This is a genomic window from Serratia proteamaculans (assembly GCF_946227095.1).
In the GTDB taxonomy this organism is placed as follows: Bacteria; Pseudomonadota; Gammaproteobacteria; order Enterobacterales; family Enterobacteriaceae; genus Serratia; species Serratia proteamaculans_E.
In genome coordinates this window covers 66,470-87,381 of sequence record NZ_CAMISV010000011.1, presented here as the reverse complement: position 1 = coordinate 87,381, position 20,912 = coordinate 66,470, and the positions used below count along the sequence as shown (strand labels likewise).

The window sequence follows — 20,912 nt, the reverse complement described above, 5'->3', positions numbered from 1 at the left end:
AAAGCAAGGAGTGTGCCAGAAGCGTTGATTTGGCAATGATTTTGGACAGGAGGGGGAAACAACGGGGCGTGCCAAAGGCAACGCCCCGGGGGATTATTTACGACGCAGGCCGAGGACCAACGCCAGACCGCCGAGCAGCAGGGTGATGATCCACAATGGTGTGGCACCAAAGCGGGCATAAGGGGTAATGCCGGTGGTGGGGGTCATTTTCACCTCCAGTACCTTGCGAGTGAACTGAGGGATCTCTGCAATCACTTCACCGTTGGCGTCGACCGCAGCCGTCACGCCGTTGTTGGTGCTGCGCAACAGGGGTCTGCCCAACTCCAATGCACGCATGCGCGCCATCTGGAAGTGTTGCCATGGGCCGATGGAATGGCCGAACCAGGCATCGTTGGAGATGGTCAGCAGGAAGTTGGTGTCCGGGCGGAAGTTATCGCGCACCTGCTGGCCGAGGACAATTTCATAACAGATCGCCGCCGTCAGGTTATAGCCCTTCACGCTGAGCTGTGGCTGGACGTAATCGCCGCGGCTGAATGAGGACATCGGCAGGTCGAAGAAGGGTGCCAGTGGCCGCAGCAGCGTTTCCATCGGCACAAATTCGCCGAACGGCACCAGGTGGTGCTTGTTATAGCGGTCTTTGGCCGGATAAGTGTACGGCGTCGGTTCACCCAGCACGATGGCACTGTTGTAAATTTGCTGGCCCTGTGGGGTGGCGCGGACGTCAACAATGCCGGTGATCAGGCTGCTGTTTTTGGCTCGCATCAGGTCGTCCATCATGGTCAGGAAACCGTTCTGGCTGGCTTCGTAATCCGGGATGGCAGACTCCGGCCAAATGATGATCGGCGCTTTGCCCATATAAGGACGGGTTTCATCCAGATAGGTTTGCAGCGTACTGACCAGCGCTTTGGGATCCCACTTCATCGATTGAGCGATATTACCCTGCACCATGGCGACGTTGACCGCCTTGTCCGGCTGTGGGGTATACCAGTGCAACTGGCGTAGCGGCCACGGCAACAGCAGCAGAGCGACAGCCACTACCGCCGGCGTAATGCGGCGTTGATTGATGGCATATACCAGCAGCCCGGCGATCGCCATCAGCATAAAGGTAATGGTATCCACCCCCAGCAGCGGCGCCACGCCTTTCAGCGGGCCGTTAAGCTGGCTGTAGCCGAACTGCAACCAAGGGAAACCGGTCAGCACCCAGCCGCGCAGAAACTCAGTGACCTGCCACAGTACCGGTGCGGCAATCGCCAGACGGTACCAACTGGTGGCAGGCCAAAGGCGTGCCAGCAAGCCGGCGAACAGCCCGGTATACAGTGACAGATAGGCGGCGAGCAGCGCCACCAGGAATATATTGACGGAGAACGGCATGCCGCCGAAGTCGGCAATGCTGACGTAAACCCAGTTTATCCCGGTACCGAACAGGCCGAAACCCCAGCAGAAGCCGAGCAGAGCAGACTGTTTGGTGGTGCGATTGAGGGTAACGGCCAACAGGCCGAACAGGGAGACAATGGCCGCCGGCCAGATATCGTAAGGAGAAAACGCCAGCGTGCCGCTGGCGCCAGTCAACAGCGCCAGCAGGGCGCGAACCCACTGGCGATCAAGGTAAGAGGCTTTAGCCATGTTCGATTTATTCTTCCAGTTTCGGTTGCGGAGAATCGTCCGGAATTTTTACATGAACCTGGATGATACGTCGACTGTCGGCCATCGCAACTTTAAATAGGTAACCTTCGATTTCAATGGTTTCCCCGCGTGCAGGCAGGTGACCGAAGGCTTGCATGACCAGGCCACCGATGGTGTCGACCTCGTCGTCGCTGAAGTGGGTACCAAAGGCTTCGTTGAAGTCTTCAATTGGTGCCAGTGCGCGCACGGTATACATATGACGGCTGAGCTGGCGGATATCCACATCGTCCTCGTCGTCATACTCATCTTCAATTTCGCCGACAATCAGTTCCAGAATGTCTTCGATGGTGACCAGGCCGGACACACCGCCGAATTCGTCAATGACAATCGCCATGTGATAACGCTGGGAGCGGAACTCCTTCAGCATCCGATCGACCCGCTTGCTTTCCGGCACCACCACTGCGGTACGCAGCACCTTGTCGATGCTGAACTCCTCGGTTTCTGCGCGCATAAACGGCAGCAGATCCTTGGCCATCAGGATGCCTTCGATGTGATCTTTATCTTCGCTGATCACCGGGAAGCGCGAGTGGGCGGATTCAATGATCACGTCCAGGCACTCTTCCAGCGTTTGGTTACGCTTGAGCGTCACCATCTGGGAGCGCGGGATCATGATGTCGCGCACGCGCTGTTCGGCGATATCCATCACGCCTTCCAGCATGTCTCGGGTATCGGGATCGATCAGGTCGTTTTGCTCGGAATCACGGATCAGCTCTACCAGATCGCCACGGTTTTTAGGTTCGCCGTGGAACAGCTGGTTAAGGATAAGAGTAAAGAACCCCTTCTTGGGACTGGGGCTGTCATTGCTTTGTGAATGGTCGTCGCTCATGGCGTTTTAGTTAATATCACTCATGTCAGAGTTAGGGGAGTCAGCGACAGCCCCATACAGGGGCTGTGGGGAAATCAGCTGACGTCAGAGGGGGTCTTTTTCCGCCAGGTACGGGTCCGGGTAACCCAGTCCGTGCATGATTTCGGTTTCCAAAGACTCCATTTCTTCGGCTTCATCGTCTTCGATGTGGTCATACCCTAGCAGATGAAGGCTGCCGTGAACAACCATATGCGCCCAGTGGGCCTCCAGCGCCTTGTCTTGCTCGACCGCTTCACGCTCAACCACCTGCCGACAGATGATCAAATCGCCCAGCAGCGGCAGCTCGATGCCCGGAGGGGCTTCGAAGGGGAATGACAGCACGTTGGTCGGTTTATCCATGCCACGATAGGTCAGGTTCAGTTCGTTGCTTTCGGCCTCGTCCACCAGGCGAATGGTCACCTCGGCCTCTTCCTGAAACTGCGGCAGCACGCCTTCCAGCCAGTGCTGGAAGGTGGCTTCGTCCGGCAAGCCGCTGTTGTCTGCACAGGCCAGCTGCAGATCCAAAATCACCTGACTCATCGTGTCTCCTGCTCGGAGGCGAGGGTCGCCTCACGTTGACGTTGTTCTGCAATCGCATCTTTGCGTTTTTGTTCGGCGGCTTCCCAGGCTTCATAGGCGATCACCACGCGGGCGACCACCGGATGACGCACCACGTCTTCGCTATGGAAGAAGTTGAAGCTCAGTTCTTCGACGTCCGACAACACTTCTATCGCGTGACGCAGGCCGGATTTTTGGTTGCGTGGCAGGTCTATCTGCGTCACGTCACCGGTAATCACTGCCTTCGAGTTAAAGCCGATGCGCGTCAGGAACATCTTCATCTGTTCGATGGTGGTGTTCTGACTTTCATCAAGGATGATAAACGCGTCGTTCAGGGTGCGACCGCGCATATAGGCCAGCGGCGCAACTTCAATCACATTACGTTCAATCAACTTCTCTACGCGCTCGAAGCCCAGCATTTCAAACAGGGCGTCGTACAGCGGGCGCAGGTAAGGATCGACCTTTTGGCTCAGATCCCCCGGCAGGAAGCCCAGTTTTTCACCGGCCTCGACCGCAGGGCGGGTTAGCATGATGCGACGTACGTCCTGACGTTCCAGCGCGTCTACCGCAGCGGCAACCGCCAGGTAGGTTTTACCGGTACCGGCCGGGCCAATGCCGAAGGTAATGTCATGGTCGAGAATGTTGGCGATGTACTGCGCCTGGTTTGGCGTCCGCGGTTTCACCATGCCGCGTTTGGTTTTGATGGTGACCGCTTTGCCGTAATCCGGCACGCTGTCGGCAACCTGTTCCAGCACCCGGCTTTCTTTGATCGCCAGATGGATCTGTTCTGGGTCGATATCCGGGATCACGCCGCGAATGGGGGAGGTATCCACATACAGGTGGCGCAGGATATCGGCGGCGGCTACCACGCACAGGTTCTTGCCAACCAGCTTAAAACGATTGTCACGACGGTTAATCTCAATGCCCAACCGGCGTTCGAGTTGTTTGATATTGTCATCAAACGGGCCGCACAGGCTGAGCAATCGCTGATTGTCTGCCGGCTCTAACAAAATTTCTTGTGTTGCGACGTTCAAACTATTCCTCAAGGCTCATATCGGGCCTGGTTGATTTTCGGTACGCGCATTCAGGGCAAACCCTGAGGTTCTCTACCTTGAATTATTCATGGTGCGAAGCACGGGCGCAAGTTTACCCATGATCTATCTGTGCGCCGGCGGCGTAATTCAAGGGGCAGCAGAGGAAAAACGCGGCCAAAACAGCCGCGTAATGACTTGAGAATAGGGGCCGGGATCAGTTCTTTTTCACGAACTCGGATTTCAGCTTCATTTGGCCAAAGCCATCGATCTTGCAGTCGATGTTGTGGTCGCCTTCCACCAGGCGAATGTTTTTCACCTTGGTACCAATTTTCAGCATCGAAGAGCTGCCTTTGACCTTCAGATCTTTCACCACGGTCACGGCGTCGCCGTCGGCCAGCAGGTTGCCGTTGGCATCTTTGACAATCAGCGCATCGTTGTCTTCTGCCGGGGCGCTGTCGCTCCACTCATGGGCGCACTCAGGGCAGATAAACAGGTTGTTGTCCTGATAGGTGTATTCGGAATTGCACTTCGGGCAGTGTGGGAGTTGCATGCTATGTCGCCTCTTTAATCATCAAAAAAATAAAAAAAAGAAAAATTGCCGGGCGTGTGGCCCGACAGAGAAATAATAAGGATAACCGTTATCGTGGCGGGGGGAAGCGCGGCCACCACGTTTAGCGCCAGGCGGAAACTGCGTCAGGGTTGGTAAATGCCGACACCCAGCGCATTTTCTTTGCGGGTACGGGCGATCACCGACTGCGGGGATTCATGTACGCGCAGGTCCATCTGCTGTTCGGTACGTATCACTGCACCACGCAGTGAGTTGGTCAAAACTTCGGTGATTTCCACATCAACGAACTGGCCGATCATATCCGGCGTGCCTTCAAAGTTGACCATGCGGTTGCAGGCGGTACGGCCCGCCAGCTCCATCACGCTTTTACGTGAGGTACCTTCCACCAGAATGCGCTGTACCGTGCCGAGCATCCGGCGACTGAACTGCAGCACCTGCTGGTTGATGCGATCCTGCAGGATATACAGGCGCTGTTTCTTTTCGTCTTCGCTGACGTCGTCCACCATATCGGCCGCCGGGGTGCCAGGGCGCGACGAGTAGATAAAGCTGAAGCTGGTGTCGAAGTTAATCTCGGCAATCAGGTTCATGGTCTGTTCGAAGTCGGTCTGGGTTTCCCCCGGGAAGCCGATAATAAAATCAGAGCTGAGCTGGATGTCCGGCCGCGCCTTGCGCAGTTTGCGAATGATCGCTTTGTATTCCAGTGCGGTGTGCGCGCGCTTCATCATGGTCAGTATGCGGTCTGAGCCGCTCTGTACCGGCAGATGCAGGAAACTGACCAACTCCGGGGTGTCTTCATACACCGCGATGATATCGTCGGTGAATTCAATCGGATGACTGGTGGTGTAACGGATACGGTCGATCCCGTCGATAGCGGCCACCAGGCGTAATAGTTCGGCAAATGAACAGATGTCGCCGTCGTAGGTGGCCCCGCGATAGGCATTAACGTTCTGGCCAAGCAGGTTGACTTCACGCACGCCTTGCGCCGCCAGTTGGGCGACTTCGAACAGCACGTCATCGCTTGGACGGCTCACTTCTTCACCGCGAGTGTAAGGCACCACGCAGAAGGTACAGTATTTGTTGCAGCCTTCCATAATGGAGACAAAGGCGGTTGGGCCTTCAGCGCGGGGTTCCGGCAGGCGGTCGAACTTTTCGATCTCAGGGAAGCTGATGTCGACGATTGGGCTGCGGGTGCCCTGCACGTGGTTGAGCATTTCCGGCAGGCGATGCAGGGTTTGCGGTCCAAACACTACGTCGACGCAGGGCGCACGGCTGCGGATATGTTCACCTTCCTGCGAGGCCACGCACCCACCTACGCCAATGATCAGCGCCGGGTTCTTTTCTTTCAGCAGTTTCCAGCGCCCTAACATGGCGAAAACTTTTTCCTGCGCTTTCTCGCGGATCGAGCAGGTATTCAGCAGCAGCACGTCGGCTTCTTCAGCGTTGTCGGTCCATTGGTAACCGTGCGTGCTTCCCAGTAAGTCCGCCATTTTTGATGAATCATATTCATTCATCTGGCAGCCCCAGGTTTTGATATGTAGTTTTTTGGTCATTGACTTGCCATTACTCAGTGCGGAGCGAAAGTTGCGATACGCGACATGCAGGGCGCTATTGTAAACATTTGACGCCGTTGTGACCAGTGCGGGTAAAACGGCATGCGACCTGAAGCCAAATTAAAAATCCGTTACACTGATGCCAAACGCCATGCCGGTGGGGATGGCGATAATTAACCAAGAAAAAATAGCCAATATGAACACTTCTCAAAAACGGTATGACGCGGTGGTGGTAGGTGGCGGCATGGTCGGCGCGGCCGCTGCGTTGGGGCTGGCGCAGGCCGGTTGGTCGGTAGCCTTGTTGGAACATCAGGCACCACAGGCGTTCGATGCGCAAAGCCCGCCGGATTTGCGTATTTCCGCGATTGGCTGCACCTCGGTCGGGTTGCTCAAACAGCTCGGTGCCTGGTCGGCGGTGCAAGCGATGCGCACCGCCCCTTACCGCCGGTTGGAAACCTGGGAGTGGGCATCGGCACGGGTGGCGTTTGACGCCGCCTCGCTCGGTCTGCCGGAACTGGGTTTTATGGTGGAAAACCGTATTCTGCAATTGGCGCTGTGGCAGCAACTGGAGCAGTGCGACAATCTGACGCTCTGCTGCCCCGCCAGGCTGCGTTCGCTGCAACGTAATGATGACCATTGGCAAGTGACACTGGACTCATCTGAGACGCTACAGGCGCGTCTGGTGGTTGGGGCTGACGGTGCCAACTCGCAGGTGCGTAATCTGGCGGCCATCGGCACCAGCGGTTGGCAGTACCGTCAGTCCTGCATGTTGATCACCGTCGAGACCGGTGCGCCGCAGCAGGATGTGACCTGGCAGCAGTTCTTCCCTTCCGGACCGCGTGCTTTCCTGCCGTTGTATGATCAATGGGCCTCGCTGGTGTGGTACGACAGCCCGCAGCGTATTCGTCAGCTACAGGCGATGCCGCCGGTACAGCTTGAGCGGGAAGTCGCTGAGGCGTTTCCTGCACGTCTGGGGGCGGTGAAAGTGCACGCCGCCGGCTCTTTCCCGCTGGCACGCCGTCATGCGCAACGCTATGTGTTGCCGGGGCTGGTGTTGCTCGGTGATGCGGCGCATACCATTAATCCGTTGGCCGGGCAGGGGGTGAACCTGGGCTATCGCGATGTCGAAGCCTTGTTGGCGGTATTGAGTGAGGCGCGGGAACAGGGCGAGGACTGGAGCACTGAAGCGGTGTTGATGCGTTATCAGCGTCGCCGCCGTACCGATAACCTGCTGATGCAAAGCGGTATGGATCTGTTTTATACCGCCTTCAGCAATAATTTGGCCCCGTTAAGTGTGGCACGCAATATTGCGTTGATGGCGGCCCAGCGGGCGGGCAAGCTGAAGGAACATGCGCTGAAATACGCACTGGGGTTGTAGCAGCGGATTCGTGATAGGGGCGTTGGGAACGGCGCCCTCATCAACCCGTATTTTACCTGAACGCCAGACAGCAAAAAGCCCGCCGAAGCGGGCTTTTCTAAATGTGGCTGGGGTGCCAGGATTCGAACCTGGGTATGCTGGTATCAGAAACCAGAGCCTTACCGCTTGGCGACACCCCAATGGTATAACAGTAAAATATGGTGGCTACGACGGGATTTGAACCTGTGACCCCATCATTATGAGTGATGTGCTCTAACCAGCTGAGCTACGTAGCCATTTTTGATATTTTACTTTAAAAGTCAACAGTGTTGATGGCTGGGGTACCTGGATTCGAACCAGGGAATGCTGGTATCAAAAACCAGTGCCTTACCGCTTGGCGATACCCCATCAACAAATTTTTAACTTCTTCTTACTGCATCAAACCATTTAAAAAATGGCTGGGGTACCTGGATTCGAACCAGGGAATGCTGGTATCAAAAACCAGTGCCTTACCGCTTGGCGATACCCCATCTGATGACTGCAACCCGATGATAAGAAATGGTGCGGGAGGCGAGACTTGAACTCGCACACCTTGCGGCGCTAGAACCTAAATCTAGTGCGTCTACCAATTTCGCCACTCCCGCAAAAAAAAGATGGTGGCTACGACGGGATTTGAACCTGTGACCCCATCATTATGAGTGATGTGCTCTAACCAGCTGAGCTACGTAGCCATCTTTTTTCGCGCAACCTTCATCGGCGTTGCGGGGCGCATTATGCGTATATGGCCGTTTTGCGTCAACAAGTTTTTTCCCGAAAAAGCGACCGGATGTGTTGTTTGTCTGGGTTGTGAACATTATGGCGATAAAATCATCAATTCAGACAATTAATGGTTGAAAACATCAACAAAAAGGCGGACCCGAAGGCCCGCCCAGGGAATAAAACGCAGGACGCTTATTTGTAGGCGGACTGGTGAACGCCGACTGCACGACCAGAAGGATCGTCCATCTTTTTGAATGACTCATCCCATTCGATGGCTTTCGCCGAAGAGCAGGCTACTGACGGGCCGCCAGGCACGCATTCAGCCGCGCTTGGCAGTGGGAACAGCTCTTCGAAGATTTCGCGATACAGGTAGCCTTCTTTGGAGCTCGGCGTGTTGTACGGGAAACGGAAACGTGCAGTTTCGAGCTGTTGATCGCTGATCTGCTTGGCAGCGACTTCTTTCAGCGTGTCGATCCAGCTGTAGCCAACGCCGTCGGAGAACTGCTCTTTCTGGCGCCAGGCCACGCTGGCCGGCAGGTAGGACTCAAAACATTCACGCAGGATATGTTTTTCCATTTTGCCATTGCCGCACATTTTGTCTTTCGGGTTGATGCGCATTGCCACGTCGAGGAATTTTTTATCCAGGAACGGCACGCGGGCTTCCACACCCCAGGCGGACATCGCCTTGTTGGCACGCGCACAGTCAAACATATGCAGCGCCAGCAGTTTACGCACGGTTTCGTCGTGGAACTCACGGGCATCCGGTGCCTTATGGAAGTACAGGTAACCGCCGAACACTTCGTCGGCCCCTTCACCAGACAACACCATCTTGATGCCCATCGCCTTGATCTTGCGTGACATCAGGTACATCGGGGTAGAGGCGCGAATGGTAGTCACGTCATAGGTTTCGATGTGATAAATCACGTCGCGAATGGCGTCCAGGCCTTCCTGCACGGTGAAATGAATTTCATGGTGCACGGTGCCCAGGTGGTTAGCCACTTCCTGAGCGGCACGCAGATCCGGTGAACCTTCCAGGCCGACGGCGAAGGAGTGCAATTGTGGCCACCAGGCTTCACTGCGTTCCTGATCTTCCACACGGCGCGCGGCGTATTTTTTGGTAATGGCGGAGATCACCGAAGAGTCCAGGCCACCAGACAGCAGCACGCCGTAAGGTACGTCGGACATCAGGTGGCTTTTCACCGAGTCTTCCAGCGCGTTGCGCAGGGCGTTGGCGTCGGTCACGTTGTCTTTAACCACGTCGTAATCGAACCAGTCACGCTGGTAGTATTCGCGGATCTCACCGTCCTGGCTCCACAGGTAGCTGCCCGCCGGGAATTCCTTAATGGTGCGACAAACCGGCACCAGCGCTTTCATTTCAGAAGCGACATACAGGTTGCCGAATTCATCATGGCCCATGTACAGCGGGATAATGCCCAGATGGTCGCGGCCAATCAGGTAGGCGTCTTTCTCTGAGTCGTACAGAGCGAAGGCAAACATGCCCTGCAGATCGTCGAGGAAGTCAGTGCCTTTTTCCTGATACAGCGCCAGGATCACTTCACAGTCGGAACCGGTCTGGAACTCATAGCGATCGCTCAGCTGCTGGCGCAGCGCCTGGTGGTTGTAAATTTCACCGTTAACCGCCAGGACGTGGGTGTGTGCAGCGTTGTACAGCGGTTGGGCACCATTGTTGACGTCGACAATCGACAGGCGCTCATGCACCAGAATGGCTTTATCGCTGGCGTAAACACCGGACCAATCCGGGCCGCGGTGGCGCATCAGACGGGACAGCTCCAGCGCTTTTTTACGCAGTTCAACGGGATCAGACTTCAGATCGAGCACACCGAAAATAGAACACATATACCGACTCTCCTAACGACTTTTTTAGACTGTGATGTTGTTTTTGCTGTTATAGGCAGCGTGGCCGGCTCATCAGCGATGGCGCGGTTTTGCTGCGTTGTGTTTATGAAAATGCGTCAAAAGCGGCAGGGGATGCAAGCGTTTTAGCGCTGTGCTGAAAAATAGTTGTTTGGGGTAGGTCGATTATTAGCGGATATTCAGTTAATGGCGGTTTAAATTGATGGATATGTAATTTTTTGACGAATAGATGAGTTGCCGGAGAATTTTACCGGCAACTCATTGCAGACTATCAGGCGGTCAACTGCCACAGGGTGAAGGCTGCATCTGGCGTCCAGCCCGCGTTAGAGGTGTGAGCCTGAAGACAGGTGTATTTCTTGCCTTTATAGGTCACCACATCACCGGCTTTATAGCTGTGGTTGTTCTGCCACTCGCTTGGGCTCGGATCAGGTGGTGTCCCGCCATCTGCCGTTTTCACCGCCAGCGCACTGCTAGGCAGCGAGGTATTGCCCTGGCTGTCGGTGGCCGTGACAAAGTAACTGTACTGAGTCGCCGGTGCCAGGCCGCTGTCTTGTAGCGACAGGCCGCCGGTCTGGCCGATCGCGCTGCCGTTCCGGTAAACCGTATATTGACTGACAGGATTTACGCTGTTGGAAGCCGCCCAGTTTAACGTCAACGACGTTGAGGCGATCGCGGTGGCGTTCAATGCCGTCGGCGCATCAGGCTTTCCCGGCGGTGGTGTTACACCTCCCTGGATCAGCGCGGCGTAACGCGTTTTGAACTCCCAGTTATAAGCCACGCCAGCTTTGCTTTTGCCGTTGTCCCAGTTAACTGACCAGGTCATCAGGCCTTTGATCGACAGACCTTTGGCATCGAGACGCGCGAAGGCGTTATAGACTGCCATCTTATCGACCACATAACCGGTGGCGGCAGCGTCATTGTTGGTTGGCAGACCAATAACAAATTTGGACGCCGGGATTTTGGTGTAGCCACGGGTACCGGTGACCAGGCTTTCGGTCAGGTAATACAGGAAGTCTTCTTTCATGGCGTCGTTATTCTGGGTGATCCAGGCGCCTTTACCGCCATTGGCTTCATCAACCCAGATGCCGTCACCGCCCTGGTTATAATATTGCGGCGCGATAAAATCGTAATAGCCTTCGAGCGCGGTAATATAATCCAGGTAAGTACCGTTGGTGCGTAAATAAGGGAATTCTGGTGCCATGCTGACAATAAAGTTTTTACCTTCGGCGGCATAATGCGCCTTTACCTTTTTCAGTGCGGCTGGCAAAACGGTTTTATTATTGGCTGCGCCGATGGCCGCCTGCTCCAGATCGATATCCAACCCGTCGAAACCGTAGGTTTCTACCAGGCGGATAATCTCATTGGCCAGCTTGTCTTCGTCGCCGGTTTTCAATTCGATATGCGCGTCTGCACCACCCAGTGAAATCAGCACGGCACGGCCCTGACTGTTCAGCACACCCACCTGGCGGCGGAACTCGGTATCGGACAGGTTGTAAGGTTTGAAGGTGGGGATGCCGTCACCTTTCATAAACGCCACGGCCACCACGTTATATTCGGCCGGGATGTCGGTCAGGTTCATATTGGCAAATTGCCCCTGCTGATAACCGTCACTGGCACCGGCGGCCCAGTTGTGCCAAAAACCCATCATGATTTTTTTATTGGCCATATCCGGCATGATGGCAGCGTCATCTGCTGCTTGTGCATTGATAATATTATTGATGCTCATGGTAACCTCGTTAGGGTAGGTAAGATTATTTCCACTGACCGCCAAGGTGTATTATTGGCGGGGCGTAAATATATAGTGCGGGTTTTTAACGAGGCTGGGGTGAAACCTTTGTTGACCAATAATAAATTAAATTCAATCTGACGATATTAAAGGGTGGCCGTGAGGGCCACCGCAGGCATTAGAAAATATTGATATCGGCAACCGAAGGGAAGATATAGCTCGGGCGGAACGGCATGGTTTCTACATCGTTCAGCGTTGAGACACCAGACAGTACCAATACGGTCTCCAGACCGGCCTGGAAGCCCGCCAGGATATCAGTGCGCAGGTTATCACCGACGATCACCGTTTCTTCCGAGTGCCCCTGCATTTTGTTCAGCGCAGCGCGGATGATCCATGGGCTTGGTTTGCCCACGTAAAACGGCTTGCGGCCGGTGATCTTTTCGATCGGGGCACACAGTGCGCCACAGGCCGGGACAAAACCATGGCCGTGGGTATCCGGGTTGGTGGCAATAAAGCGCGCGCCGTTGTTCACGAAGTAGGCGGCCTTGTGCATCATGTCCCAGTTGTAGGAGCGGGTTTCGCCGACAATCACGAAGTCCGGGTTGATGTCGGTAATGGTGAAACCGGCTTTATACAGTTCGTGAATCAGTGCGCCTTCGCCGACCACATAGGCTTTCTTGCCTTCCTGACGGCGCAGGAAATCGGCGGTGGCCATGGCAGAGGTATAGAACGCGCTTTCCGGCACTTCGAGCCCGGCTGCGGAGAAGCGGTTTGCCAGATCCTGTGCGGTCTGCGACGGATAGTTGGTCAGCACCACCAGCGGCATGCCCTGTTCCTGAATACGTGCCAGGAAAAGATCGGCTCCGGGAACCGGCGTGTTGTCATGCAGCAGCACGCCGTCGATATCACATATAACGTTTTTGATTGTCATTGTTGCTGTTTCTCATGATTTGCGGCAGGCAAAACGCGAAGATAGCACACCTGCCTGAAGCGGCGGATCAGCTTTCCAGCAATCGCTGTAATAGCACGCCGTTGAGCATCGCCCGCTTGGCCAGGGCGAAAGCGCCGATCGCCGAGCGATGATTGAGTTCGGAGGTGACCACCGGCAGATTTTTGCGGAAGTCTTTCAACACCTGGGTATTGATGCAGCTCTGGATCGCCGGCAGCAGCACTTTTTCTGCCTCGGTAATTTCACCGGCGATCACCACTTTCTGCGGATTAAACAGGTTGATGGCGATAGCCACGGCCTTGCCGAGGTAGCGGCCAACGTGTTCGATCACTTCGCTGGCCAGCAGGTCGCCGCGGTTGGCGGCCTTGCAGATGGCGGAGATACTGCAATCGTCAAGGGTCAGCTTGCTGGGATAGCCCTGGGTCAGTAACTGGCGCACGCGGTGTTCAATCGCGGCGTTGGCGGCGACGGTTTCCAGGCAGCCGAAGTTGCCGCAGTGGCAGCGCTCGCCCAGTGGGTCGATCTGAATATGACCGATTTCACCGACGTTGCCGTTGTTGCCGAGGAAAATCTGGCCGTTAACGATAATACCGGCACCGGTACCACGGTGCAGGCGCACCAAAATAGAGTCTTCGCAGTCGCGGGTGGCGCCAAAGTAATGTTCTGCCAGCGCCAGGCTGCGGATATCGTGGCCGACAAAGCTGGTAACGTTAAAACGCTGCTGCAGGTTGTCTACCAGTGCCCAGTTGTTGACGCTGATGTGGGGCATATAACGCACCACGCCCAGCGCCGGATCAACCAGGCCAGGCAGGATCACCGCGATGGCGATCAGTTCACGCAGCTTGCGCTGGTGGTTTTCGATAAATTGGGCAATAGCGATAAACAACGCATTTTCCAGTGTCTCCTGGGTGCGTTCCGGCAGCGGGTAGTGTTCTTCACCGAGCGATTTGCCGCTCATGTCGTACAGGGTGATGGTGGCGTCGTGCCGACCGAGGCGCACGGCCACGGTGTGGAAATGCCGGGTTTCGGAGACAATGGAAATGGCGCGGCGGCCGCCGGTAGAGGCTTGCTGATCGACTTCCTTGATCAGCCCGCGCTCCAACAGCTGGCGAGTAATTTTAGTGACGCTGGCGGGCGCTAGCTGGCTCAGTTCGGCAATTTGAATGCGCGAGATCGGCCCTTGTTGGTCGATCAGACGGTAAACCGCCGCGCCGTTGAGTTGCTTGACTAAGTCAACGTTCCCTATCTGTGCCTGTCCGCCAGTACTCATCAATAATTTTACTCGCTGTTCATTAGATTAAACCTCGTTACCGTTAACGAGCGTTTTGGTGATATTAAAATCACGGGTAAATGCGGTCAGGTTCGCCACTTTACCGGCTTCGATAGTGCCTAACCGGTGATCCACGCCGATAGCACGCGCCGGATACAGCGTCGCCATGCGCAGTGCTTCGTCCAACGCAATACCGACGTGCTCAACGCTGTTTTTTAACGCGTCAATCATGGTCAGCGCTGAGCCGCTCAGGGTGCCGTTTTCGTCCACGCACAGCCCATCGCGATAGTATATTGTTTTACCGGCAAAAATAAATTGGTCGATATCCGCACCCGCCGGCGCGGTGGCATCGGTGACCAGCACCAATTTATCACCTTTCATGCGTTTGGCGTTACGGATACTCGCCCAGGCCACGTGATGGCCGTCGGCGATAATGCCGGTATAGACTTCTGGCGTGTCAAAAATCGCGCCCATCAGCCCCGGTTCACGCCCGGTAATATACGGCATGGCGTTATACAGGTGAGTGGCGAAGGTGATACCGGCGGCAAAACCGATACGGGCCTGATCGTAAGTCGCATTCGAGTGCCCGGCGGACACCACAATGCCGGCCTCGGTCAATTGCTTGATAAAGTGGGGTTCCACCATTTCCGGCGCCAGCGTGACCTTGGTGATCACATCGGCATTGGCGCACAGATAGTCGATCATCTCGCTGGTCGGTTTGCGGATAAACGCCGGGTTATGGGTGCCTTTCTTCTGCGGGCTGAGGTACGGCCCTTCCAGATGCAGGCCAAGTGCCTGATTCGGATGTTTTTTCAGATAAGCGCGCATCACTTCGATGCTGTGCTTCATAAATTCGTCGCTGCTGGTGATCAGCGTTGGCAGATAGCTGGTACAGCCGGATTTTTCGTTGGCACGCTGCATAATCTCCAGCGTCTGTTCCGAAATGGCTTCCAGCGAATCGTTAAATTGCACGCCGCCACAGCCGTTAAGCTGCACGTCGATCAAACCGGGGGCCAGGATAGCGCCACCCAGATTGCGCGTTTCAATGCCGGCCGGCAGTTCAGCCAGCGGGCAGACTCGTTCAATCAGCCCATCAGCGATAACAACTGCGTGGTCGTCAAGTACGTCGTGGCCGGTATAAATACGGCCGTGGGTTAAAGCGAACATCGTAGCCCCCTGCAAGAATTAAAGACTCTTAACGCTTTCCGCTTCTAACTCGCGGAAATATTTAACGGTTTTGACTTTCAGTTCCATAGTGGATGGCTCATCGCACACCACAACGGCCTTGGCATGCAACTGCAGGCAACTGATGGTCCACATGTGGTTGATGTTGCCTTCCACTGCGGCTTCCAGCGCCTGTGCCTTGGCGTGGCCGGTCACCAGAATCATCACTTCTTCTGCGTCGAGCAGCGTGCCCACACCCACGGTCAGAGCAAACTTGGGAACCAGGCTGACATCACCACCGAAGAAGCGGGAGTTGGCGATACGGGTATCTTCAGTCAGGGTTTTGATGCGAGTCCGAGAGGCCAGAGATGAAGCCGGCTCGTTAAACGCGATATGACCGTCGATGCCAACGCCACCCATAAACAGGTTGATCTTGCCGTAGGATTTGATTTTCGCTTCGTACTGGCGGCACTCGGCGTCAACGTCCGGCGCATTACCATTCAGCAGGTTGATATTTTCACTTGGGATATCAACGTGATCAAAGAAATTACGGTACATGAAGGTATGATAGCTTTCCGGGTGTTCCTGCGGCAGGCCAACGTATTCATCCATGTTGAAAGTCACCACATGCTTAAAGCTTACTTCACCTGCTTTGTGCATCGCAATCAGATGTTTGTAGGCTTCCAGTGGAGTCCCGCCGGTGGGCAGGCCGAGAACAAACGGACGCTCCGCAGTAGGCTTGAATGCGTTGATGCGCTGGACGATATGGCGGGCGGCCCATTTGCCGACTTGTGCAGTATCTTTCAGTGGGATAAGTCTCATCTAACACCTCTTGGGGTAAGTAAACTAAAGCTATACTGGTTCGAGCCTGAACGAGAGCCTTAAGCGTAACCCAGCTTTATGATTCTCACGTGATGCGTCAGGTCCGATGATTTTTTTAATGATAAAATAAGTTTTGTGTGATGGCTAGCAATGTGGCAGCTTAAGACTGCTTTTTGGTGATATAAATCACAAAAAAGGAGGTTTTAATTTGCGATACGAAATAATTTTTTTACACTCCACGTGTTGTCGTTCGTCCAGAGTTAATCGCAGTGTGTGATGGCGCTTGCGTAAAATATGATAAAGCCCATAAAAGGGCATTAGGGGGAATACTAAGGTGAACATACTCGGCTTTTTCCAAAGATTGGGCAGGTCGTTGCAACTGCCAATCGCAGTACTGCCCGTTGCGGCGCTTTTGCTACGCTTCGGCCAGCCTGATTTACTCAATATTTCGTTTATCGCACAGGCCGGTGGATCAATCTTCGATAACCTGGCGTTAATCTTTGCTATCGGTGTGGCGGCAACCTGGTCGAAAGACAATGCCGGTTCGGCTGCATTGGCAGGCGCGGTGGGTTACTTCATTCTGACCAAAGCGATGGTCACCATTAACCCAGCGATCAATATGGGCGTGTTGGCGGGTATCATTACCGGCCTGGTGGGCGGTGCGGTCTATAACCGCTGGTCCGGCATCAAACTGCCTGAGTTCCTCTCCTTCTTCGGCGGTAAACGTTTCGTCCCTATCGCTACCGGCTTTTTCTGTTTAATCCTGGCCGCCGTCTTTGGTTATATCTGGCCACCGGTGCAGAATGCTATTCATGCAGGCGGTGAATGGATTGTGTCTATGGGCGCTATCGGTTCCGGTATTTTCGGTTTCGTTAACCGTCTGCTGATCCCAACCGGTTTGCATCAGGTGCTGAACACCATTGCCTGGTTCCAGATTGGTGAGTTCACCAACGCTGCCGGTACCATCTTCCACGGCGACATCAACCGCTTCTACGCGGGTGACGGTACTGCTGGGATGTTCATGTCCGGCTTCTTCCCGATCATGATGTTTGGTCTGCCGGGTGCGGCACTGGCTATGTATTTTGCTGCACCGAAAGAACGTCGTCCAATGGTTGGCGGTATGCTGCTGTCCGTTGCCCTGACGGCTTTCCTGACCGGTGTGACCGAGCCGCTTGAATTCCTGTTCATGTTCCTGGCTCCGCTGCTGTATCTGGTCCATGCCATTTTGACCGGTATCAGCCTGTTTGTAGCCACCTTGCTGGGCATTCACGCCGGGTTCTCCTTCTCTGCGGGTGCCATCGACTATGTGTTGATGTACAACTTGCCGGCCGCTAGCAAGAACGTCTGGATGCTGGTCCTGATGGGCCTGGTCGCCTTTGCGGTGTACTTCGTCCTGTTCTCGGTCATTATTCGTGCCTTCAACCTGAAAACGCCAGGCCGTGAAGATGCGTCTGACGATGTTGTCGCTCCTGAAGCCAACAGCAATACCGATGAAGGCCTGCGCGCACTGTCTCGCAGCTACATTGGTGCCATCGGTGGTTCTGATAACCTGACCGGCATTGATGCCTGTATCACCCGTTTACGCCTGACCGTTAAAGATTCTTCCAAAGTGCTCGATGCCAGCTGTAAGCGCCTGGGTGCTTCCGGCGTAGTGAAACTGAACAAACAAACCGTTCAGGTGATTGTGGGTTCTAAAGCTGAAGCCATTGCCGACGGTATGCGTGCGGTGATTGCGACCGGCCCGGTTCCTGCGGCAGAAGTGGCGCCGGCAGCCGGTGTGAGCGCAGTAAAATCGCAGGCCGTGCCTAATGCACCGAAAGTCGCCTTCGAGTCGCTGGTGGCCCCGGTCACCGGTGAAGTGGTGGCGTTGGAACAGGTTCCTGACGAAGCCTTTGCCAGCAAAGCGGTGGGTGATGGTCTGGCGATCCGCCCGACCGACAAAATTGTGGTAGCACCGGCAGACGGCACCATCGTGAAAATCTTCAACACCAACCACGCTTTCTGTCTGGAAACCGACAAGGGCGCGGAGATTGTGGTGCACATGGGGATCGACACCGTTGCGTTGAACGGTCAGGGCTTCAAACGTCTGGTTGAAGAGGGTGCTGAGGTAAAAGCCGGCCAGCCAATCCTTGAACTGGATCTGGAGTTCCTGAACGCCAATGCCCGCTCGATGATAAGCCCGGTAGTGGTCAGTAACTCTGACGATTACGCCGGTCTGACGGCGCTGGCAAGCGGTTCTGTGGTTGCCGGCCAGACCAAACTGTTTGAGATCCAGAAATAAACTGTTTTACCTGAGTAGTACCCGGGGTGTTTAACGAGTCATGACGGAACGCACCCTACCTTTGGCGGGAAGAGAGTAATCTCTTCCCGCTTTTTTATGGGCAAAGCCTGCCCCCTCATGGTGCTGTGATCTCTCGCGGTGCAACGTTGCGCATTTTTCGTTAAACAAACGGTTGTTTCCGGGCGTGGCTTGTTGGATCATAGGCGGTTATGTGTAGCGCTTTGCATTGAGGAATAATGAAATGAGTGAGGCTGAAGCCCGCCCAACCAATTTTATCCGTCAGATCGTCGATGAAGATCTGGCGTCCGGGAAATACACGTCAGTCCATACCCGTTTCCCGCCGGAGCCAAATGGCTATCTGCATATCGGCCATGCTAAATCCATCTGTCTGAATTTCGGCATCGCGCGCGATTACCAGGGCCAATGTAACCTGCGTTTTGATGACACCAACCCGGTGAAAGAAGACATCGAGTTCGTTGAGTCGATCAAACACGACGTGGAGTGGCTGGGCTTTGAGTGGAGCGGCAACGTCCGTTACTCCTCAGATTACTTCGATCAACTGCACAGCTATGCGGTGGAGCTGATCAACAAAGGCTTGGCCTACGTCGACGAACTGTCGCCTGAGCAAATCCGTGAATATCGCGGCAGCCTGACGTCTCCGGGCAAAGACAGCCCGTACCGTGGTCGTAGTGTGGAAGAGAACCTGGCGCTGTTTGAGAAAATGCGCAACGGCGAATTCGCCGAAGGTACCGCGTGCCTGCGTGCCAAAATTGACATGGCTTCATCGTTTATCGTGATGCGCGATCCGGTGCTGTACCGTATCAAATTCGCTGAACACCATCAGACCGGCAACAAATGGTGCATCTACCCGATGTACGATTTCACCCACTGCATTTCCGATGCGCTGGAAGGGATCACCCATTCGCTGTGTACGCTGGAGTTCCAGGACAACCGCCGTCTGTATGACTGGGTGCTGGATAACATCACCATCCCTTGTCATCCGCGTCAGTACGAGTTCTCGCGCCTGAATCTCGAGTACGCCATCATGTCGAAGCGCAAGCTGAACCAGTTGGTGACCGAGAACATCGTTGAAGGCTGGGATGATCCGCGTATGCCGACCGTCTCCGGTTTGCGTCGTCGTGGCTATACCGCAGCATCCATCCGCGAGTTCTGCCAGCGTATCGGCGTGACCAAGCAGGACAACAACGTCGAAATGATGGCGCTTGAGGCCTGTATTCGTGAAGATCTGAACGAGAACGCACCGCGTGCGATGGCCGTGCTGGATCCGGTGAAGGTGATCATCGAAAACCTGACCACCGGCGTGGAAATGGTGACCATGCCTAACCACCCAAGCAAGCCGGAAATGGGCAGCCGCGAAGTGCCGTTCAGCCGTGAGATTTATATCGATCGCGCCGACTTCCGTGAAGAAGCCAACAAGCAGTACAAGCGTCTGGTGCTGGGTAAAGAAGTTCGCCTGCGCAATGCTTACGTGATCAAGGCGGAACGCGTGGAGAAGGATGCTGAGGGTGAGATCACCACTATCTTCTGCAGCTACGATCCAGAGACGTTGAGCAAGGATCCTGCCGATGGCCGTAAGGTGAAGGGCGTGATCCACTGGGTGTCCGTCGAGCACGCGTTGCCGGCTGAAATCCGTCTGTACGATCGCCTGTTCAGCGTACCAAACCCGGCGGCGGCAGAGGATTTCCTCACCACCATTAACCCGGAGTCGCTGGTGATCAAGCACGGTTTTGTGGAGCCAAGCCTGACAGTTGCACAGCCGGAAAAAGCCTACCAGTTCGAACGTGAAGGCTATTTCTGCGCTGACAGCCGTGATTCTTCGGCCGAGCACCTGGTGTTTAACCGCACCGTGGGCCTGCGTGATACCTGGGCTAAAATTGGCGCCTGAGTGCTGATTGTTAGCTAACGCGATAAAGCGCAACTTCGGTTGCGCTTTTTTTATGCCTGCAAATCCCGTTTTCTCTCCGTTAATGCTTTTAATTCCTCAATCTATTTTTAAATTTTAATCAGGCGGTTGCATCAGCAATTTCTTGATAAAAATCAGCAGTCATATAACATCGTCTTATATATTCGCGATGCGAATTAATGTCATTTAGAGAGCGCTCTCATATTTTTTCTTCTGACTGACTTTTTTGATTAAGCTGAAACCATTAATCGTCTCTCATTGACCTTGTATCAATGTTTATTCTGATTTTATTGAATTTTTTATTCGACAACCTCTTTGCATAGCCACGTAACATAATCTCATCGATATGTGCTCTTTGTCATACTTTGACAAATCTCTCTCACAATTCATTTGATAATTCGCGTCGCGAAAAATAGTCTGTCTGTAGCAATAAGTGCTGTGGGGTTTGAGCCCGTCAGCAATATTTTTTTACCCGGTTGGGTTTTTTATTAGCGGTCGTGCAGGGCAGTGGTGAACACGGGCGACTGCAACTTTTAAAGTTAAGTCAA

General features: G+C 54.6%; 15 protein-coding genes and 6 tRNA genes. 3 read left to right on the top strand and 18 right to left on the bottom strand.

The annotated features are described in order from the left end of the window. Window positions 1–93: 93 nt before the first annotated feature. From lnt to miaB, 6 genes are all read right to left on the bottom strand, one after another. Entirely contained in the window at window positions 94–1,623 is a 1,530-nt protein-coding gene (gene lnt, locus OC597_RS20065; protein ID WP_261424797.1) for an apolipoprotein N-acyltransferase, read from the bottom strand. Between the two features lie 7 nt (window positions 1,624–1,630). Next, the gene (corC, locus tag OC597_RS20060; RefSeq protein WP_099065423.1) at window positions 1,631–2,509 is read right to left on the bottom strand and encodes a CNNM family magnesium/cobalt transport protein CorC; all 879 of its coding nucleotides are present in this window, start codon (window positions 2,507–2,509) and stop codon (window positions 1,631–1,633) included. Window positions 2,510–2,593: 84 nt separating this feature from the next. Then, window positions 2,594–3,067, bottom strand: a complete 474-nt coding sequence (gene ybeY, locus OC597_RS20055) for an rRNA maturation RNase YbeY (RefSeq protein ID WP_085115585.1) — start codon at window positions 3,065–3,067, stop codon at window positions 2,594–2,596. Continuing rightward, window positions 3,064–4,119 carry a PhoH family protein gene (locus tag OC597_RS20050; protein WP_261251778.1) on the bottom strand — a complete coding sequence of 352 codons (1,056 nt, stop codon included), beginning with the start codon at window positions 4,117–4,119 and terminating at the stop codon, window positions 3,064–3,066. The genes ybeY and OC597_RS20050 overlap by 4 nt, the downstream gene beginning before the upstream one ends. Window positions 4,120–4,333: 214 nt before the next feature. Next, on the bottom strand, window positions 4,334–4,669 hold the full coding sequence (locus OC597_RS20045; RefSeq protein ID WP_085115587.1) for a zinc ribbon domain-containing protein YjdM: 336 nt from the start codon (window positions 4,667–4,669) through the stop codon (window positions 4,334–4,336). A gap of 143 nt (window positions 4,670–4,812) precedes the next feature. After that, window positions 4,813–6,237 (bottom strand): tRNA (N6-isopentenyl adenosine(37)-C2)-methylthiotransferase MiaB, encoded by a 1,425-nt coding sequence (miaB, locus tag OC597_RS20040; protein ID WP_262210177.1) that lies wholly within the window; start codon window positions 6,235–6,237, stop codon window positions 4,813–4,815. Between the two features lie 196 nt (window positions 6,238–6,433). On the opposite strand from miaB, the gene ubiF reads away from it, so the two are divergent. Then, on the top strand, window positions 6,434–7,615 hold the full coding sequence (gene ubiF / locus OC597_RS20035; protein ID WP_262210175.1) for a 3-demethoxyubiquinol 3-hydroxylase: 1,182 nt from the start codon (window positions 6,434–6,436) through the stop codon (window positions 7,613–7,615). Between the two features lie 104 nt (window positions 7,616–7,719). Here the strand turns inward: ubiF and OC597_RS20030 are convergent. From OC597_RS20030 to nagB, 12 genes are all read right to left on the bottom strand, one after another. Further along, a tRNA-Gln gene (locus OC597_RS20030) sits at window positions 7,720–7,794 on the bottom strand. A gap of 19 nt (window positions 7,795–7,813) precedes the next feature. Next, window positions 7,814–7,890, bottom strand: a tRNA-Met gene (locus OC597_RS20025). A 37-nt stretch (window positions 7,891–7,927) separates the two neighbouring features. Next, window positions 7,928–8,002, bottom strand: a tRNA-Gln gene (locus OC597_RS20020). A gap of 47 nt (window positions 8,003–8,049) precedes the next feature. Continuing rightward, window positions 8,050–8,124, bottom strand: a tRNA-Gln gene (locus tag OC597_RS20015). Between the two features lie 29 nt (window positions 8,125–8,153). After that, a tRNA-Leu gene (locus tag OC597_RS20010) sits at window positions 8,154–8,238 on the bottom strand. 10 nt (window positions 8,239–8,248) lie between these two features. Then, window positions 8,249–8,325: transfer RNA gene (locus OC597_RS20005), tRNA-Met, on the bottom strand. Between the two features lie 220 nt (window positions 8,326–8,545). Beyond that, complete coding sequence (gene asnB / locus OC597_RS20000) at window positions 8,546–10,210, bottom strand: asparagine synthase B (protein WP_099065033.1); 1,665 nt, start codon at window positions 10,208–10,210, stop codon at window positions 8,546–8,548. 289 nt (window positions 10,211–10,499) lie between these two features. Beyond that, entirely contained in the window at window positions 10,500–11,954 is a 1,455-nt protein-coding gene (chiC, locus tag OC597_RS19995) for a chitinase ChiC (protein ID WP_261424795.1), read from the bottom strand. Between the two features lie 178 nt (window positions 11,955–12,132). Continuing rightward, window positions 12,133–12,885, bottom strand: a complete 753-nt coding sequence (locus tag OC597_RS19990; RefSeq protein ID WP_085115591.1) for an HAD-IIA family hydrolase — start codon at window positions 12,883–12,885, stop codon at window positions 12,133–12,135. A gap of 67 nt (window positions 12,886–12,952) precedes the next feature. Further along, complete coding sequence (gene nagC, locus OC597_RS19985) at window positions 12,953–14,173, bottom strand: DNA-binding transcriptional regulator NagC (protein WP_261251783.1); 1,221 nt, start codon at window positions 14,171–14,173, stop codon at window positions 12,953–12,955. Between the two features lie 27 nt (window positions 14,174–14,200). Beyond that, window positions 14,201–15,340 carry an N-acetylglucosamine-6-phosphate deacetylase gene (gene nagA / locus OC597_RS19980; protein ID WP_262210172.1) on the bottom strand — a complete coding sequence of 380 codons (1,140 nt, stop codon included), beginning with the start codon at window positions 15,338–15,340 and terminating at the stop codon, window positions 14,201–14,203. A gap of 18 nt (window positions 15,341–15,358) precedes the next feature. Beyond that, window positions 15,359–16,159: a glucosamine-6-phosphate deaminase gene (nagB, locus tag OC597_RS19975; protein WP_012005664.1), complete on the bottom strand. Its 801-nt coding sequence runs from the start codon at window positions 16,157–16,159 to the stop codon at window positions 15,359–15,361. A gap of 334 nt (window positions 16,160–16,493) precedes the next feature. Between nagB and nagE the strand changes: the two genes are divergently transcribed. Together nagE and glnS are read left to right on the top strand one after the other, a co-directional pair. Beyond that, a complete protein-coding gene (gene nagE, locus OC597_RS19970) occupies window positions 16,494–18,440 on the top strand; it encodes a PTS N-acetyl glucosamine transporter subunit IIABC (protein WP_261251785.1) in 1,947 nt (648 codons plus the stop codon). Between the two features lie 241 nt (window positions 18,441–18,681). Beyond that, window positions 18,682–20,346, top strand: coding sequence for a glutamine--tRNA ligase (gene glnS, locus OC597_RS19965; RefSeq protein ID WP_262210170.1), 1,665 nt, complete (start codon window positions 18,682–18,684; stop codon window positions 20,344–20,346). Window positions 20,347–20,912: the final 566 nt, after the last annotated feature.